Raw genomic sequence first — 17,553 nt, 5'->3', positions numbered from 1 at the left:
CCTGACCGCCAGCCCCCATCGACCGGCGTTCTACTATAACCTAAGGCAACGCTCTTGGGCGCGCCTTGATCCTGATCAAAGCCCAGACGGGACGACTCGCTCTAGACGGCGTTTCGCCCAAGGCTGTTTCGTCACAAGGACGATTCGCCCAATGCGCCTTCGCGCTGGCTTGTGTCTGTTCGCGCGGACGGAGCATGGAGAGACGATGACGGCCCAGCCCATCGATGCAGACGCCGCCCCGGCCCCGGCTCCGGCCCAGTGGCTGAAGACGGCGCTTGCCCCCCGCAAGCGGATCATGGCCCTGGCCAGCGGACTGGTGATCGCCGACGCGGTTCCGGCCGTCGGCTTCGCGGCGGGTCTGGGTCTGGCCGTCGGAGCCCTGCCGCAAGGGTTCAGCCACGCCCTGCCCGGCGCCGCCCTGGCGATCGTCTCCCTGCTGGCGCGCGGCGTCCTGACCCAGGTCGCGACCATGACAGCCGCCCGCGCCGCCCGCGCCGTCAAGGGCGACCTGCGCCGCCAGACCCTGAACGGCGCCTTTTCGGGCCGTCTGTCGGACGCCGAGACCATGACCGCAACCGTCGAGGGGGTCGAGGCGCTGGACGGCCATGTCTCGCGCTTCACACCCGCCCGCATGGCCGCCGCCGTCACGCCCCTGCTGCTGATCGCCGTCGCCGCCGTGGTCAGTCCCTTCACCGCCGGCATCTTCCTGTTCACGTTGGCGCCCTTCGTCATCGGCATGGCCCTGACCGGCATGGCGGCGGGGGCCGAGAGCCGGCGTCAGTTCCAGGCGCTGGAACGGCTGTCCGGCCTCTTCCTCGACCGCATTCGCGCCCTGCCCGCCATCCTGGCCTTCCAGGCCGAGACGCAGCAGACGGCGGTGATCGCCCGCGCCTCGAACGACCTGGCCCGCCGCACGGGCAAGGTGCTGAAGATCGCCTTCCTGTCCTCGGCGATTCTGGAGTTCTTCTCGGCGCTGGCCGTGGCCCTGGTCGCCGTCTATTGCGGCTTCAACCTGCTGAAGCTGCTGCCCTTCCCGGCGCCCGAGCAACTCAGCCTGACCCGCGCCTTCTTCCTGCTGGCCCTGGCGCCCGAGGTCTATGCGCCGATGCGCCGCCTGGCCGCCGCCTATCACGACCGTCAGGCCGCCGAGGCCGCCGTGCCCAGCCTGAGAGCCTTGACCGAGGACGCAGCCCCCGTAGCGACGCGCCCGTCGGTTCCCGCCAGCGCTCCGGCCGTCGCCTTCCGCGACGTCGCCATCGCCTATGAGGTGGGCGCGCCGGCCCTGACCGGTTTCAATCTGAACGTCGCGCCCGGCGCCACAGTGGCCCTGCTGGGCGCCAGCGGTTCGGGCAAGAGCAGCCTGTTGCACCTCTTCCTCGGCCTGTCTCCCCTGACCGAAGGCGAGATCGAGGTCGGCGACGTGCGACTGTCGGATCATCCCGACCTGACCGCCTGGGTCGCCTTCGCCGGTCAGGCGCCGGTCGTCGTGCCCGGATCCCTGGCCGAGAACATCGCCCTGGCCTGGCGCGCCGCGCCGTCGTCGCGCCTCATGGAGGCCGCCGCCCGCGCGGGCTTCACCGGCGACCTGAACCGCATCATCGACGAGCGCGGCGGCGGTCTGTCCGGCGGCGAGCGACGGCGGCTGGGCCTGGCGCGCGCCTTCCTCAAGCCCGCGCCCATCCTGTTGCTGGACGAGCCGACCGCCAATCTGGACGCCGCGTCCGAGGCCGCCCTGCTGCCCGTCATCCGCGCCGCCGCCGAAGGCCGCACCACCCTGATCGCCACCCATTCCGAGGCCGTCGCCGAACTGGCCGACGCCGTGGTGCGGCTGTGAGCGCCCCCGAGATGACCGGCGTCGCCCGCCTCAAGGCCCTGATCCGGGCCCAGGAGCGTCAGCAAGGCGCGCGCCTGCTGACCGCCGCCGTGACCGCCGCCCTGGTATCGGCCGCCGCCGTGTTGCTGCTGGGGGTGTCCGGCTGGTTCATCACCGCCTCGGCCCTGGCCGGGATGGCGGGAGCCGCCGTGGCGCACAGCTTCAACTTCATGGTGCCCAGCGCCCTGATCCGTTTCTTCGCCATCGTCCGCACAGGCTCGCGCTACGCCGAGCGCGTCACCGGCCATGACGCGGCGCTCAAGGCCCTGGGCGCCTTGCGCCCGCAACTGTTCGAAGCCGTCGCTCGCGGCCCCGCGACCCGCGCCCTGGGTCTTGCGGGCGGTGAAGCGTCGTCGCGGATGGTGCAGGACGTGGACGCCATCCAGAACCGCTTCGTGCGCCTGTCCGCGCCCTGGGGCGCCTCCGCCGGCCTGCTCGCGGGCCTGGGGCTGGCCCTGCTGACGGGCTGGACGACGGCCCTGGCCATCGCCGCCGCCAGCGCTCTCGGCGTCCTGGGCGCCGCCCTGGTCGGCCGCTGGCTGGCCGAACCCGCCGGACGCGCGGTCCAGGCCGCATCGGGCGATCTCAAGACGGATTTCGCCGCCTTCGCCGCCGCCGCGCCGGAGCTTCAGGCCTATGGCGTCAAGCCCTGGGCCGTGGAGCGACTGGCGGAACGCGGCGCGGTGCTGGAGCGCGCGACCGAACGTCTGACCGCATCGGGCGGCTGGATCATGCTGACCCAGTCCGCCGCCATGGCCCTGGCTGTCGCGGGGGTGATGGCCACGGCCGGAGCCGCCTCTGCGCCCCTGATCGCCCTGGCCATCCTCGCCGCTGTCGTCACGGTCGAGAGCGCGAGCGCCCTGTTGACGGCCTTCCGTCACAACGGCGCGGTCGAGGCGGCGGTGGAGCGCCTGGGCGAACTGCTGGAAGCCGGCTCGGCTGCCGGCCTGCCCGTCACCGCGCCGATCATCACCCTGCCTTGCCCCGCGCTGACGCTGAGCCCGCCGCAACGTCTGGCGATCACAGGGCCTTCGGGGGCCGGCAAGACCACCCTGATCGAGCGCTGGATGCACCTGCGCGCGCCCCAGCCGGGCGAGGCGAGCCTGGGCGGCGTCGATGCCGCCGACATCTCGCCCGAGGCCGCGCGCGCCCTGTTCGCCTATGCGCCGCAACAGGCCGTACTGCTGGCGGGCAGCGTGCGCGACAACCTGAAGCTGGCCCTGCCGGGCGCCGACGACGAGGCCCTGTGGGCCGCGCTAGACGACGCCGATCTGGCGGACCGCGTCCGCGCCGCCCCTGCTGGGTTGAACGCCCCCCTCGGCGAGAACGGCGCGCGGCTGTCGGGCGGCGAGCGTCGGCGTCTGGGTCTGGCCCGCGCCTATCTGCGCCCCGCCCCCTGGCTGGTGCTGGACGAGCCGACCGAAGGTCTGGACGCCGTCACCGAGGCGCGGGTGCTGGAACGCCTGGCCGCGCGTCTGCAACGAACCGGCCAGGGCCTGGTCCTGGTCAGCCACCGCCCCGCGCCGCTGGCCCTGTGCGACCAGCGCCTGGCCGTGACGGGCCTGTCGGCGTCCGGCGCCGTTCAGATGTCGTTGAGGGAAGCCCAGGCGACGGCCTGAGCCGTCCACATGCCTTTGATCTCCATCAAGGCGCGCTCCTCTGGAAAGGGCTTTGCTGGGATCAAAGGAGATACCCCATGCCCGCAGACGTCGTTCCCGTCATCGCCGCCATTGTCTCGGCCTTCCTCGTCTTCATGGCCGCCCTCGGCTTCGCCTCGGTGTGGAGCAACATGGGCGACAGGACCAAGACCTGACGGCCCAAGAGCTGAGGGCCCAGGACCAGGCAGCAAAAAAGCGCACGTCCGGTCGCGGACGTGCGCTTTTTCTTTTGCGGCCCATGCCTCGTCGCCGGATCAATCCGTGTCGGTCGGGCCGTTCCCCTGCCCCGGAATGATCGCCCGGAACAGCAGCTTGTCGATCCGGCGATCATCCATGTCGATCACCTCGACCTCGAACCGGCCCAGCTGCAGGACCTCGCCCTCGTGGGGCAGACGCGACAGGTGGTGCAGCACCAGACCCGCGACGGTGTGGAAGCTCTCGTGCTCGCCGAAGTCCTCGCCCAGTTCGTCGCCCAGTTCGTCCAGATCGGCCTGGCCGTCCACGGCCCAGGACCCGTCCTCGCGCTTGCGGATCGACAGATCCTGTTCGTCGTGGCTCTCGTTGAAATCGCCCGCGATCATTTCCAGCAGGTCGGTCGCCGTGACCACGCCTTCGAAGGCGCCGTATTCATCAACGACGAAGGCCATGTGGACCTTTGAGCCCTTCAGAATCTCCAGCGCCTTCAGCACCGAGGTCGACTGCGGGATGAAGGCCGGTTCGGCCACCAGCTTCTCGATGTCGTAGGCGCCGTCGGTCAGCAGGGCGTCCAGCAGGTCCTTCTTGTGGACCACGCCCAGGGGATTATCGATGTCGCTCTCGCGCGCCACCACGATCCGCGAATAGGGGCAGGTGCGGATCTCCTCGCGCACAACCTCCTCGGGGTCGTCCAGGGCGATCCAGAAGACCTCATGGCGCGGCGTCATGGCCACGCGCACGGCGCGGTCGCCCAGACGCAGGATCTCCTCGATCATCACCTGTTCTTCGGGTTCGATCAGGCCGGCGGACGTGCCCTCGGCCAGGATGCTCTCGACCTCTTCCTGGGTCACGTCCGACCCGTCGCGATCCTTGACGCCCAGGACCTTGAGGATGCCCGAGGTCGAGGCCGTCAGCAGCAGGACGAAGGGCTTCATCACCAGGGCCATGGTCGAGATCGGCGCCGCCATCTTCGAGGCGATGGTCTCGGGGAAGATCAGGGCCAGACGCTTGGGCACCAGTTCGCCGACGATCAGCGAGACATAGGTGATCAGCACGACCACCAGGGCCGTCGAGGCGATCTCGGAATAGGGCGCGAATGCCGGGAAGCTGGTTTCCAGGATACGGTCCAGCTCTCCCGCGATGCTCGCCTGACCATAGGCGCCCGCCAGAATGCCGATCAGGGTGATGCCGACCTGAACCGCAGACAGGAACTGCGTCGGCTCCTCGGACAGCTTCAGGGCCGCCCGGGCTCCGCGGTCCCCGCGCTCGGCGCGGCTTTGCAGCTTGGATTTACGCGATGAAACGACCGCAAGCTCGGTCATGGCGAACAGGCCGTTCAGCACCACAAGCAGCAGCACGACGGCGATAGCGATGGTCAACATCGAAAGGGGAAAGACCCGCGGCGCGGCGCGACAACCGGCGTCCGCGCGGCGACAATAAGGCCGATCGCCCCGCTACGCCAGCGTTTGATTGGCTAGAAGGTGCGACCCGCGCCGATCGAGCCATAGACGCCCGACGAGGAACGGCTGTCCGCGCCCGGAGCCGCGGCGCATGCGGTCATGCCGATAATGGTCCCGATGAACAAACCCAGCCTGATCGCGCGCCGCATCATGGTTACCCGTTTCTTAACGTCGTGCAGCAACGTCGAGCGCGACATCGGGTTCCCCGGACGTTCAGGCCGCCAGCGTGTCCGGAGGCGCGCTTTCGGCGGCCGTCATCCCCTGCCGCAGACCGTCGAGCAGGATTTCCAGGGTGACAGGCTTGGCGACCAGAGCATCCGCTCCCGCCCGCATGGCACGCTCATGATGCACCTCGGTCGTATTGGCGGTCAGCATGACGATCGGGGTGCGGCCCGCACGCTGCTCACGCTCATGTCGCCTGATGATTGAAATGGCGGTCAGACCGTCCATGACCGGCATCTGCATATCCATCAGGATCAGATCAAAGCCGCCCTCGTCGAACCGCGCCACACCGGCCTGACCGTCGTCGGCGATCACGATGTCGAACCCGAGCGGCTCCAGCAGACATCGGACCACCATCTGGTTGGCCGGATTGTCCTCGACCAGAAGCAGCCTCAGCCCCTCGGAAGGCGGTCCGGCCTCGTCCGTCAGCGAAGTCTCTGACCTGTCTTCAAGCCGCTCGATCGGCAGGATCACCGTGAACAGGCTGCCCTCTCCCGGCCTTGACCGGGCGAAGATCTCACCGCCCATCAGTTCCGCCAGGGACCGGCAGATCGACAGGCCCAGGCCTGTGCCGCCGAACTCGCGTGAAATCGTGTCGTCAGCCTGGACAAAGGGCTGAAAAAGCCGCGCGGCCGCTTCCGGATCGAACCCGATCCCCGTGTCCTCCACCTCGATCCGCAGATGATCGCCATCCGTATCGGCGGTCAGATCGACCCTCACCTCGATCCGGCCCGACGGCGTGAACTTCACCGCATTGGAGACCAGGTTGGATACGATCTGGGTGATGCGCCCGCCATCACCCACGACCCGGCCTCTCGCCGTGTCGGAAAACATGACGGACAGGGCCACGTCGCGCTGTTCGGCCGTCGCGGCCCGCATGTCCACGACCGAGGCGATGTCGGCGCGCAGGTCGAACGGCGCGGGCGCCAGGCGAAACTGTCCCGCCTGCATCTTCGACAGGTCCAGCATGTCGTCCAGCACCCGTCGCAGAGCGCCGCCCGCGCCGGTGATCAGGGACAGCATCTGCGCCTGTCGCTCGGTCAGGGTCGTGTGCGCCAGAGCCGAGGCCAGCCCCAGCACCGCGTTCAGCGGCGTGCGAACCTCATGGCTGATATTGGCGAAAAACCGGTCGCGCACCTGCGCCGCCTGCCGCGTCTCTTCCTGAGCGACCTCCAGGGCCTTCAGAGACCGGACATGGTCGGACACCTCGAAGCGGATCGCGGTGTAGGTCTCCGGGCGGCCGTCCGCGCCAGGATTCGGCACGATGGTGGTGTCGACCCAGTACAGCTCGCCATTCTTCTTGCGGTTCTGGATCGTGCCGCGCCAGACCTCGCCTCCGGCGACCGTGCGATAGAGGGTTCGAAAGAAGTCGCGCGGGTGATGGCCGGAATTGACCAGTCTGTGGTTCTGCCCGACCAGCTCCTCGCGGCTGTAGCCGCTGACATCGACGAACTTCTGATTGCAGTACAGGATCTGGCCCGCCCGATCAGTGATCGCCACGATCGCCGCCTCATCCAGCGCGGCGGACAGGCCCGCGCGCCGCGGCCAGTCGATCTCGGTCATGGGCATCCCTTTCATGAAGGAAGCCATGCGGCCGACATCGCGCTCAGATCGTTAATATCGCTGATTTTAAAGAACTAATCCCGCATTTCGAACCTGTTTTGATCCAGGTCAACTCAGCCGCCGGTCCTGTTTCAGGATGGCGGCGCATGCAGAAACGGCCCCCGGATCGCTCCGGGGGCCGCTCTGTACGCTTTACGCTTGGCCTGCCGCCCTTTCGGGCTGCTTGAGGCCGGTACGCTTACTGTTCGGGTCCCAGGACCCGGATCCATCGCTTAGGCGACGATCTTGGCCACGACGCCGGCGCCGACGGTGCGGCCGCCTTCACGGATGGCGAAGCGCAGCTTCTCTTCCATGGCGATCGGGGTGATCAGTTCGACGTCCAGCTCGGCGTTGTCGCCGGGCATGATCATCTCGACGCCTTCCTTCAGCTTCACGATGCCGGTCACGTCGGTCGTGCGGAAGTAGAACTGCGGACGGTAGTTCGTGAAGAACGGCGTGTGACGGCCGCCCTCTTCCTTGGTCAGGATGTAGGCCTCGGCCACGAACTTGGTGTGCGGGGTGATCGAACCCGGCTTGCACAGCACCTGGCCGCGCTCGACGTCTTCACGCTTGGTGCCGCGCAGCAGCACGCCCACGTTGTCGCCGGCCTGACCCTGGTCCAGCAGCTTGCGGAACATTTCAACGCCCGTGCAGGTCGTCTTCTGGACCGGACGGATGCCGACGATCTCGACTTCTTCACCGACCTTGACGATGCCACGCTCGACGCGACCGGTCACGACCGTACCACGACCCGAGATCGAGAAGACGTCTTCGACCGGCATCAGGAAGGGCATGTCGACCGGACGTTCCGGCTGCGGGATGTAGTCGTCCACGGCCTGCATCAGCTTCAGGATGGCTTCTTCGCCGATGGCGGCGTCGCGGCCTTCAACGGCGGCCAGGGCCGAACCCTTGACGACCGGGATGTCGTCGCCCGGGAACTGGTAGGACGACAGAAGTTCACGAACTTCCATCTCGACCAGCTCGAGCAGCTCTTCGTCGTCGACCATGTCGACCTTGTTCAGGAAGACCACCAGGGCCGGAACGCCGACCTGACGCGACAGCAGGATGTGCTCGCGCGTTTGCGGCATCGGGCCGTCAGCGGCCGAGCAGACCAGGATCGCGCCGTCCATCTGAGCCGCGCCCGTGATCATGTTCTTCACGTAGTCGGCGTGGCCGGGGCAGTCGACGTGCGCGTAGTGACGGTTGGCCGTCTCGTATTCCACGTGCGCCGTGTTGATCGTGATGCCGCGGGCCTTTTCTTCCGGCGCAGCGTCGATGTCGGCGTAGTTCATCGCCTTGCCGCCGCCGGCCTTCGCCAGCGTGATCGTGATCGCAGCCGTCAGCGTCGTCTTGCCGTGGTCAACGTGGCCGATCGTGCCGATGTTGCAGTGCGGCTTCGTGCGTTCGAACTTTTCCTTGGCCATGGCCAAACTCCTGTGGCCCGGGTCCAAAGCGGAGGGGCGCTTCTGCTCAGTTCAAAAATCTGGAGCGGGTAGACGGGATCGAACCGACATCCTCAGCTTGGAAGGCTGCTGCACTACCATTGTGCTATACCCGCGCGAAGAATGCGTTGCCCCAACCCCGTGAGAGGTTGGCGTTTCCGCACCCGATTCCTTTTCTGGGTTTCCGTCCTCTCGGCCTCGAAACGCGCGTGGTGGGGGAAGAAGGACTCGAACCTTCGAAGCTTTCGCAGCGGATTTACAGTCCGCCCCCTTTGCCACTCGGGACATTCCCCCAGCGCGCGTTTTCAAAACCGGTCTGGATACGCAACGTCGTGATCTTTCGATCATTTTCGTCACGAAAGCCTTCGTGTCCGGCGACGCCTGCAGTAGAGGAAGCGCCTGACCCGAAGCCCTGGGGCCCAAATCGGAGGCCGTCTTATAGTGTCGTCATTTTCAGAACGCAACGACCGGAAACCCGGTAAAAAACAATCTTTCCACAAGCGCGGAGAAAACCGCCCGGAGAAGGGTCGATCGGCTGCGCCGACAGGTCGTTCCGGAGCAGATTCCGCCTCCAAACCCCCGCGCGGAAAGGCCGATGCGGATAATTTTATCTGGGGCCGCCATCCGGTTCTGGCCGCCCTGGCCAATCCGACCCGTCGCGGAACGGGCCGTTTGATGGTCACGGAGGACCGCGCCGCTGAAATCGAACGGGAAAATCTGGCGAACGGCCACCGAATCGAGGTGATCGATTCGACCGCCCTGGCCCGGATGCTGCCCGCCGGTGCGGTTCACCAGGGCATGGTCTTCAAGGTCCAGCCGCTGGAAGGCGTCTCGCTGGAAGAGATCGCCGAGGACGCCCAGGGCGTCATCGTCATGCTGGACCAGCTGACCGACACCCAGAACGTCGGCGCCATCTTCCGCTCGGCCCTGGCCTTCGGGGCCAGGGGGATCGTGGTGCAGGATCGCCATTCGCCCGCCCTGGCCGGCGCCCTGGCCAAGGCCGCCGTCGGCGCCACCGAGCGCCTGCCCTGCGCCCGGGTGACGAATCTGAGTCGCGCCCTGGAGAAGCTGGCCGATATGGGCTGGCGCGCCGTGGCCCTGGACGGCGCCGCCGAACAGACCCTGGAGGAAGCCCTCGATTCGCGCCCGACCGTCCTGGTCATGGGCTCCGAAGGCGACGGCGTGCGCCGCCTGGTGGCCGAACACTGCGACGTCCTTGCCAAGATCCCCATGCCCGGCGGCTTCGAAAGCCTGAACGTGTCCAACGCGGCGGCCATCGCCCTCTATGAAGCCGCGCGCGCGCAACGCGCCGGCTGATTGATCCCTCCCGCCGGCCGCCCCTCTCATGGGACACGGGTCGGCGGGAGCGTGACTTTGCCGCTGCGGCGTCTTGGCGCAGCCCGGCCCGGGGCTTAAGAAACCCGGATGGAATTCCTCTCAGACCCCCATCTGCTCAGTCAGGCCTCCGCCCTCGGCAAGGTCCTGATGATCGACCTCGTCCTGGCCGGCGACAACGCCGTGGCCGTGGGCCTGGCCGCCGCCGCCCTGCCCCAGGAACAGCGCCGCAAGGCCATCCTGATCGGTTTGGCCGCCGCCGTCGTCATGCGTATCGGCCTGGCCCTGATCACCGTTCAGCTGCTGGCCATCGTCGGCCTGCTGCTGGCGGGCGGTTTCCTGCTGTTGTGGGTCTGCTGGAAGATGTGGCGCGAGTTGCGCGAACAGGCCACCCACGACCAGGCCGAGGCCGAGGCCGAGATCGAACGGGCCATGGCCATCGAACACGGCGGCGGTCCCAGCCCCGAGGAGCTGGGCCTGAAGCGCAAGACCTTCGGCGCCGCCCTGATCCAGATCATGATCGCCGACCTGACCATGAGCCTAGACAACGTCCTGGCCGTCGCCGGCGCCAGCCATGACCACCCCTGGATCATGGTCTTCGGCCTGATCCTGTCGATCGCCCTGATGGGTCTGGCCGCCAGCTTCATCGCCAAGCTGCTGAACCGCTATCGCTGGATCGCCTACATCGGCCTGGCCATCGTCCTCTATGTCGCCCTGCACATGATCTGGGACGGCGGGCGCTCGGTCATCGTGCGCACCGGCCACGCCGACCAGTTCAACGCCTCGGCTCCCGCCTTCCTCGCCATCGGCGCAGACGAACAGGCCAAGCACATGAAACACGCCAGCGCCGGCAGCAAGGAGGCTACCCCCGCCGCCCTGCCCGGCGCGCGGGAACAGCGGAACCCGCCGCCCACGGCGGAAGCGACGCCCGCCCCCTGACCCACAGCAAAAAGGCCCGGAGCGATCCGGGCCTTTCTTTTATCCAGTGCTCGGAAGGCTCAGCCCTCGGCGCCGCCGAAGCGTTCGGTCCATTCGGCCACCTGGGCGTCCTCGATCTTGGTGAACAGGACAGCGGCGGCGGCGACGGTCTGACCGACGGGAACGAGATTCAGCAGATCAACGTCAGCGTCCGGCCACGACAGGTCGGTCGCGCCGACCGTGGCGGCGATGCGGGCCGCCGCCTCGGGCATGAAGGGCGCCGTGACGCGGGCGAACAGGGCCACTAGCGACAGGCCGGTGCGCACCACCACGGCGGCGCGATCACGGTCGGTCTTCAGCGCCGTCCAGGGGGCGGCTTCCTGCAGGTATTCGTTGCCCAGAACCCAGAGGGCGCGCGCGGCCTGGGCCGCCTTGCGGAACTCCATGGCCTCGAACTCGGCGGTCAGGACCTCCAGACCGGCCTTGAGGTCGGCGGCCAGCTTGGCCTCCAGCGGACCGGCCTCGCCGCCCTCGGGCACGACGCCGTCGAACTTGGATTCCGTGAACTTGACGATGCGGTTGACGAAGTTGCCCAGGACGTCGGCCAGGTCCTTGTTCGTCGTCGCCTGGAACTGCTCCCAGGTGAAGGCGGCGTCGGAATGCTCCGGGCCATAGGCCGTCAGGTGCCAGCGCCAGTAGTCGGCAGGCAGCAGCTCCAGCGCCTGATCCATGAAGACGCCCCGGCCCATGCTGGTCGAGAACTTGCCGCCATACCAGTTCAGCCAGTTGAAGGCCTTGAGCTGGTCCACTGTCTTCCACGGCTCGCCCGAGCCCAGGATGGTGGCGGGGAAGCTGACGGTGTGGAAGGCCACATTGTCCTTGCCCATGAACTGGACGTAGCGGACGTCATCGGCGCCCTCGTCCAGACGCCACCACGAGCGCCAGTCGCCGCCGTTGGCGTCGGCCCACTCCTCGGTCGCGCCGATGTATTCGATGGGGGCGTCGAACCAGACGTAGAAGACCTTGCCCTCCATGCCCGGACGCGGACCGCCGTCGGGACCGACGACCGGCACGCCCCACTTCAGGTCACGGGTGATGCCGCGGTCGATCAGACCCTCGTCCAGATGCTTGTAGGCGATGGAGCGGGCCAGCGGCTGCCAGCCTTCCGAACGGGCGTCGACCCAGGCGCGGACGTCGTCGGCCACCCTGGTCTGCAGCAGATAGAGGTGGCGCGTGTCGCGGACCTCCAGATTGCGGCTGCCCGAGACGGCCGAATAGGGATTGATCAGATCGGTAGGGTCCAGCAGGCGGCCGCAGTTGTCGCACTGGTCGCCGCGCGCCTTTTCGTAGGCGCAGTGCGGGCAGGTGCCCTCGACATAGCGGTCGGGCAGGAAGCGGGCGTCGTCGATCGAATAGATCATCCGGTCCACGCGCTCCTCGATCAGGCCGCGCTCTTCCAGCACCTTGGCGAAATGCTGGGTCAGGCGGGTGTTCGGGGCGTTGGAGCTGCGGCCGAAGACGTCGAACGACAGGTTGAAGGCCTCACCGGCCTTCTTCTGGACCTGATGCTGCTCGTCGCAATAGGTGCGGACGTCCTGCCCGGCGGCGGCGGCGGCCAGCTCGGCCGGGGTGCCGTGCTCGTCGGTGGCGCAGACATAGAGGACGTCGTGGCCGCGCCCGCGCATGAACCGCGCCCAGACGTCGGCGGGCAACATGGACCCGGCCAGATTCCCAAGGTGCTTGATGCCGTTGATGTAGGGCAGCGCCGAGGTGATGAGGATGCGGGCCATGGTCGTCCAGTCTGCGGGAGGAAGCAGACGGATATAGAGGCCCGTTACGCCCGCGTCACCCCGCCGTCACGCCTCAGGCCGGCAACCGCCTGGCGATCCGCACGAAGCGCCCGGTCAGCAAGGCGCCCGAGATCAGGCTGGCCACGATGACCGACCAGACCAGACCGTCCACGCCGATCCGGTGCGCCAGCCACCAGCCCAGGGGGATCATGATGACTCCATAGGACAGCAGGTGCATCAGCGTCGGCCAGACCACATCGCCCGCCGCGCGGTTGGCCTGGGCGGCGACCACCTGCTGGGCGTCGGCGACGAAGAAGAGGGTCGCCAGCACCAGGGCCGGGGCCGCGATGGCCAGGATGGCCGGGTCGCTCGTGTAGGCGCTGACCACCAGGGGCGCGGTCAGCCACAGGCCGACGGCGATGATGAAGGCCAGGACCGTCACCACGCCGATGCCCGCCAGACCGCCGCGCATGACCCCGGCCTTGTCGCCCGCGCCATAGCTGCGGCCCACCAGAACCGCCGTCGCCGACGACAGGCCCATGGGCACCATGAAGACGATGGCCGAGACGTTGATGACGACCGCCCAGCTGGCGGTCTCGGCCGCACCCAGCTGACCCGCGAACAGGGTCATGGCGGCGAAGGCCCCGACCTCGATGAAGTTGGACGAACCCGCGCCGAAGCCCACCTTCATCTGCTCGCGTTCGACGACCTTGTCGCGCTTGGGCTTGTTGAAGAGGCCCCAGGCCCGCGCCTCGGGCAGGCGCAGGATGAAGATGACCAGGAAGATCGCCAGCGCCATGCGGGCGCCGAAGGTGGCCCAGGCCGAGGCCTGTGCGCCGTGCAGGCCGAGACCCAGAAGGTCGGGGACCAGCAGCAGGTTCAGGCCCAGGTTGACCGCATTGGCCACCCACATGGCGACCATGCCGGCCTTGGGCCGATGCAGGCCCTCGAGGAAGAACTGGGCCGCCACCGAGACCAGATAGAAGGGCATCGACAGGGCGAAGATCATCAGCACCGGCGAAGCGCCCTCGCCCAGCCCGTCTTCCAGACCCATGTGACGCAGGCCGAACGGCCCCAGCGCCATCAGGGCGATCATGGAGACGACGCCGATCTGCAGCGCATAGACCATGCCGCGACGCAGGACCGCGCCGACCTCGTCCTTGCGGCCCTCGCCCAGCAGACGGGCGGTCATGACCTGCACCCCCATCATCAGGCCGACCGCCGTGGTCAGCACGACCGACGACGGCGCCCAGGCCAGCGAGTGATAGGCCAGCTCGCGGCTGGCGTAGTGGCCGACGACGATGGCGTCGGTCAGGCCCATGGTCATGATGCCCAGACGCGCCAGCACGACCGGCCAGGCCAGCTTCAGCAGCTCGGACAGGGTTTCGCGGGTCTTGAAGCTGAACAGGGCGTTGGGCATGGGAGCCGGGACAGGCCACGGGCGCGACCAAAGGTCAACACCTCACCCCCAATGCCACAAAAGGGTCACCAGGCGCCGAGTTCGCGCAGCTCGCGCGCCAGATCATCGGGCAGGTCCGTCGCCTCGGCCACGCTCAGGTCCGGCGGCACGTCCTTGTCGAAGTAGCGCCAGCCCTGAAACGGTCGCCGGGCCAGGGGCGCGGTGCGGATGACCTGGCTGTCCAGCCTGATCTCGCAGCGACTGGCCTTGCCCTCGCCGATGGTGGTGATGTCGAGGATGCGCTGGCGGCAGGTCACCGAGCCCTTCATCACCCAGTAGAGCGAGCCGCCGTCCTCGATCTCGGCCGCGCGCTTGGGCGTCATGCGCGTGTGGACGATGCGCCAGTCGGAACGCGCGGCGTTCGCTTCCAGCGTCTCGACCTCGGACACGCCGACGCAGAGTTTGATCATGTGAAGGGGCATGGGCGGGACTTAGGAAGCCTCGCCCGCCTTGACCACGGCCAGAACCGCGCCGTCCACGACCTGATCGCCGACGGCGACGTTGAACTCGGCCACGACGCCGTCGAAGGGCGCGGTCAGAGCGTGCTCCATCTTCATGGCCTCCAGCACCACAATGGGCTGGCCCTTGGTCACCGTATCGCCAGCCTTGGCCGGTGCGGCGACGATCTTGCCCGGCATGGGCGCGCGAAGGCCGCCGTCGGAGGCGGCGCCTGCTGCGACCGTTGCTGGTCGGCGCAGCGACACCCGCGAAACGTCCCCGGCGCGGAAAACGACAGCGTCATCTTCAGCCGATATGATCGAGGCGGCAGTCCGACCGTCGAACATCACGGTGGTCCCCCTGCCACGACGGCTCCATTGCACGTCAATGACCGACGAGGCAGCCCCCGCGGTCACGTTCCAGGTCCAATCCGGCCTAGCCGAAAATACGAAGTCCGATGCACCTTCCGCCGAATAGGCCCGCACCTTAGCTCCCGACGAGCTATTGGCGCGGAACCCGAATAAGCCATCCGGGGTCGGCGTCCACGGATCGAAAGACCCACTTCCCCAGAACGCGCGGTCGTCATCCCGCGCAAGACCGTCGAGCAGAGCAGCGGCTCCTGCCAAGACCGCTTCCGAAGCAAAGGCCGCGATCAGCGCCCCCTCCTCCGCCGCGATGAAGCCCGTGTCCACGTCGCCTTCGACGAAGCGCGGGTGGTCCAGGCAGCGGGCAAGAAAGCCGGCGTTGGTGCGGACGGGCCAGACCTCGACCTCGCGGCAGGCGTCGGCCAGACGGGCGGCGGCGGCTTCGCGGCTGTCGGCGTGGACGATCAGCTTGGCGATCATCGGGTCGTAGAACTGGCTGACCTCGCCGCCTTGCTCCACGCCCGTATCAACGCGAATGTCATCGGGCATGACGAAGTGGTCGAGCTTACCAATCGACGGCAGGAAGCCGTGGGCGGGGTCCTCGGCGTAGAGGCGGGCCTCCATGGCCCAGCCCTTCATCGGGATGTCGGCCTGCGCCAGCGGAATGGGCTCGCCCGCCGCGACACGCAGCTGCCATTCGACCAGATCGACGCCGGTGATGCTTTCGGTCACAGGATGCTCGACCTGCAGCCGGGTGTTCATTTCCATGAACCAGATGCGGTCGGCCTTCAGCCCGTCGGAAGCGTCGGCGATGAACTCGATGGTGCCCGCGCCCTGATAGTTCACGGCCTTGGCGGCGCGGACGGCGGCGGCGGTGACGGCCTCGCGCGTGGCGGCGTCCATGCCGGGCGCCGGGGCCTCTTCGATCACCTTCTGGTGGCGGCGTTGCAGCGAGCAGTCGCGCTCATGCAGTTGGACGACATTGCCGTGGCTGTCGCCGAAGACCTGCACCTCGATGTGGCGCGGGCGGGTGATGTAGCTCTCGATCAGGACGCGCGGATCGCCGAAAGACGACTGGCCCTCGCGCTGGGCCGACGCCAGATTTTCAGCGAAGTCTTCGGCGCGGTCGACCTTGCGCATCCCCTTGCCGCCGCCGCCGGCGACCGCCTTGATCAAGACCGGGAAACCGATGCGGTTCGCCTCGGCGGTCAGGGTTTCGACCGACTGGTCCTCGCCCTGATAGCCGGGGGTGACGGGCACGCCCGCCTCGATCATCAGCTTCTTGGCCGCGTCCTTCAGGCCCATGGCGCGGATCGAGGACGGCTTGGGGCCGATCCAGACAATGCCTGCCGCCGCCACGGCCTCGGCGAAGTCGGCGTTCTCGGACAGGAAACCGTAGCCGGGGTGGATGGCCTCCGCCCCCGTCGCCTTGGCCGCCGCCAGCACCCTGGCCGCATCCAGATAGGATTCGCGCGCCGCCGCCGGGCCGATCAGCACCGCCTCGTCCGCCTCGCGAACGTGCAGGGCCTGGGCGTCGGCTTCGGAATAGACGGCGATGGTGCGCAGGCCCATGCGGCGGGCGGTGCGGAAGACGCGGCAGGCGATCTCGCCGCGATTGGCGACCAGGACGGACTTGAACATGGCGGTCTTGAACTCTGCCTCTGCGAGATAACCGGCGGTCTGCCCCATCTTGCTCCTCCCTGTTCGCAAAGCGAATGGGGAGGTGGCGCGGCGCCGAAGGCGACGTGACGGAGGGGGCGACTCCACGGCTGACGTTTGCGTCGCCCCCTCCACCACTTCGTGGTCCCCCTCCCCACGCGTGGGGAGGAAAGTAGTCTTATTGCGCCCAGCTGGGGGCGCGCTTGTCGAGGAAGGCGCGGACGCCTTCCTGGCCTTCTTCGGAGACGCGGGCGCGGGCGATGCGCTTGGCGGTCTCTTCCAGCAGGCGATGGTCGATGGCCTCGCCCGCCACGTCGTTCACCAGACGCTTGGCCTCGCCCATGGCGCCGGGCGCGCAGGTGGTCAGGCTGTCGGTCAGCATGGAGATGAACTCGTCCACCGAGCCTTCCGGCAGGACCAGGTCGATCAGGCCCGCATGGGCGGCGTAGTCGGCGTCGAAGATGTTGGCCGTCAGGAACAGCTGGCGGGCGCGACGCGCGCCGACGGCCTCGATGACATAGGGGGCGATGGTCGCGGGGATCAGGCCCAGCTTGACCTCGGAGAAGGCGAAGCGCGCGCCCTCGACCGCCACGGCCATGTCGCAGGCGGCGACGATGCCCGCCCCGCCGCCCATGGCCGCGCCCTCGACCAGGGCCACCGTCAGGGCCGGCACGTCGTGCAGGGCCTTGAGCATTTTCGCCAGACCCATGGCGTCGTCGCGGTTGTCGGCCTCGGACCAGCCGGCGGCGTCGCGCATCCAGTTCAGATCGGCCCCGGCGCTGAAGGTGCCGCCCGCGCCGCGGATGAAGACCACGCGCACCCGGTCGGCGCCCTGCAGGGTCTCGAAGGCCTCATAAAGGGCGGCGATGGTCGCGGCGTCGAAGGCGTTCTTCTTCTCCGGGCGGTTGATGGTCACGAAGACCACGCCCGACGGCAGGGCGTCGATCTTGACCAGCTCATTGTCCGCATCCGGCGCCGGATCGGCGACGAAGGGGTGGGCGATGGCGTTCATCTCGGCGGCCTCGGCGTCGGTGACGTCCAGGGCGTTCAGGTCTTCTTCGGTCGGCTTCTGGTCGGTCATGGTCGGCTCCTTCGCCGATGGAACGTCTAAAACGCGTCCTCGTCCCACAGGGAACG

At 68.1% G+C, this 17,553-nt stretch carries 13 protein-coding genes and 2 tRNA genes; 4 read left to right on the top strand and 11 right to left on the bottom strand.

Features of this window, described 5'->3' with window-relative positions:
• Positions 1–205: 205 nt before the first annotated feature.
• Together cydD and ACZ5XO_RS05585 are read left to right on the top strand one after the other, a co-directional pair.
• The gene (gene cydD, locus ACZ5XO_RS05590) at positions 206–1,834 is read left to right on the top strand and encodes a thiol reductant ABC exporter subunit CydD (protein ID WP_464164309.1); all 1,629 of its coding nucleotides are present in this window, start codon (positions 206–208) and stop codon (positions 1,832–1,834) included.
• A gap of 11 nt (positions 1,835–1,845) precedes the next feature.
• Complete coding sequence (locus tag ACZ5XO_RS05585; RefSeq protein WP_464164308.1) at positions 1,846–3,492, top strand: amino acid ABC transporter ATP-binding/permease protein; 1,647 nt, start codon at positions 1,846–1,848, stop codon at positions 3,490–3,492.
• A gap of 293 nt (positions 3,493–3,785) precedes the next feature.
• Here ACZ5XO_RS05585 and ACZ5XO_RS05580 read toward each other — a convergent pair whose 3' ends face one another.
• From ACZ5XO_RS05580 to ACZ5XO_RS05555, 6 genes are all read right to left on the bottom strand, one after another.
• Positions 3,786–5,108 carry a hemolysin family protein gene (locus ACZ5XO_RS05580; protein WP_464164307.1) on the bottom strand — a complete coding sequence of 441 codons (1,323 nt, stop codon included), beginning with the start codon at positions 5,106–5,108 and terminating at the stop codon, positions 3,786–3,788.
• A 92-nt stretch (positions 5,109–5,200) separates the two neighbouring features.
• Positions 5,201–5,383 (bottom strand): hypothetical protein, encoded by a 183-nt coding sequence (locus ACZ5XO_RS05575; RefSeq protein ID WP_464164306.1) that lies wholly within the window; start codon positions 5,381–5,383, stop codon positions 5,201–5,203.
• A gap of 16 nt (positions 5,384–5,399) precedes the next feature.
• Complete coding sequence (locus tag ACZ5XO_RS05570) at positions 5,400–6,971, bottom strand: PAS domain-containing hybrid sensor histidine kinase/response regulator (protein ID WP_464164305.1); 1,572 nt, start codon at positions 6,969–6,971, stop codon at positions 5,400–5,402.
• Between the two features lie 272 nt (positions 6,972–7,243).
• A complete protein-coding gene (gene tuf / locus ACZ5XO_RS05565) occupies positions 7,244–8,434 on the bottom strand; it encodes an elongation factor Tu (protein WP_464164304.1) in 1,191 nt (396 codons plus the stop codon).
• Positions 8,435–8,494: 60 nt separating this feature from the next.
• Positions 8,495–8,568: transfer RNA gene (locus ACZ5XO_RS05560), tRNA-Gly, on the bottom strand.
• A gap of 94 nt (positions 8,569–8,662) precedes the next feature.
• Positions 8,663–8,746, bottom strand: a tRNA-Tyr gene (locus ACZ5XO_RS05555).
• Between the two features lie 147 nt (positions 8,747–8,893).
• Here ACZ5XO_RS05555 and rlmB point away from each other — a divergent pair.
• Together rlmB and ACZ5XO_RS05545 are read left to right on the top strand one after the other, a co-directional pair.
• A complete protein-coding gene (rlmB, locus tag ACZ5XO_RS05550; RefSeq protein ID WP_464164303.1) occupies positions 8,894–9,769 on the top strand; it encodes a 23S rRNA (guanosine(2251)-2'-O)-methyltransferase RlmB in 876 nt (291 codons plus the stop codon).
• A 108-nt stretch (positions 9,770–9,877) separates the two neighbouring features.
• Entirely contained in the window at positions 9,878–10,726 is an 849-nt protein-coding gene (locus ACZ5XO_RS05545) for a TerC family protein (RefSeq protein ID WP_464164302.1), read from the top strand.
• Positions 10,727–10,785: 59 nt separating this feature from the next.
• On the opposite strand, the gene metG is transcribed toward ACZ5XO_RS05545, so the two are convergent.
• The 5 genes from metG to ACZ5XO_RS05520 form a co-directional block, all read right to left on the bottom strand.
• Complete coding sequence (gene metG, locus ACZ5XO_RS05540) at positions 10,786–12,495, bottom strand: methionine--tRNA ligase (protein ID WP_464164301.1); 1,710 nt, start codon at positions 12,493–12,495, stop codon at positions 10,786–10,788.
• Between the two features lie 73 nt (positions 12,496–12,568).
• Positions 12,569–13,915 carry an MATE family efflux transporter gene (locus tag ACZ5XO_RS05535; RefSeq protein ID WP_464164300.1) on the bottom strand — a complete coding sequence of 449 codons (1,347 nt, stop codon included), beginning with the start codon at positions 13,913–13,915 and terminating at the stop codon, positions 12,569–12,571.
• Between the two features lie 65 nt (positions 13,916–13,980).
• Positions 13,981–14,376 (bottom strand): DUF1489 family protein, encoded by a 396-nt coding sequence (locus tag ACZ5XO_RS05530; RefSeq protein ID WP_464164299.1) that lies wholly within the window; start codon positions 14,374–14,376, stop codon positions 13,981–13,983.
• Positions 14,377–14,385: 9 nt separating this feature from the next.
• Positions 14,386–16,398: an acetyl/propionyl/methylcrotonyl-CoA carboxylase subunit alpha gene (locus ACZ5XO_RS05525; protein WP_464164865.1), complete on the bottom strand. Its 2,013-nt coding sequence runs from the start codon at positions 16,396–16,398 to the stop codon at positions 14,386–14,388.
• 196 nt (positions 16,399–16,594) lie between these two features.
• Positions 16,595–17,497: an enoyl-CoA hydratase-related protein gene (locus ACZ5XO_RS05520; RefSeq protein WP_464164298.1), complete on the bottom strand. Its 903-nt coding sequence runs from the start codon at positions 17,495–17,497 to the stop codon at positions 16,595–16,597.
• Between the last annotated feature and the right edge of the window lie 56 nt (positions 17,498–17,553).

It is taken from the genome of Brevundimonas sp. T2-11 (assembly GCF_055397675.1).
This window is presented reverse-complemented; position numbering and strand designations above follow the sequence as displayed.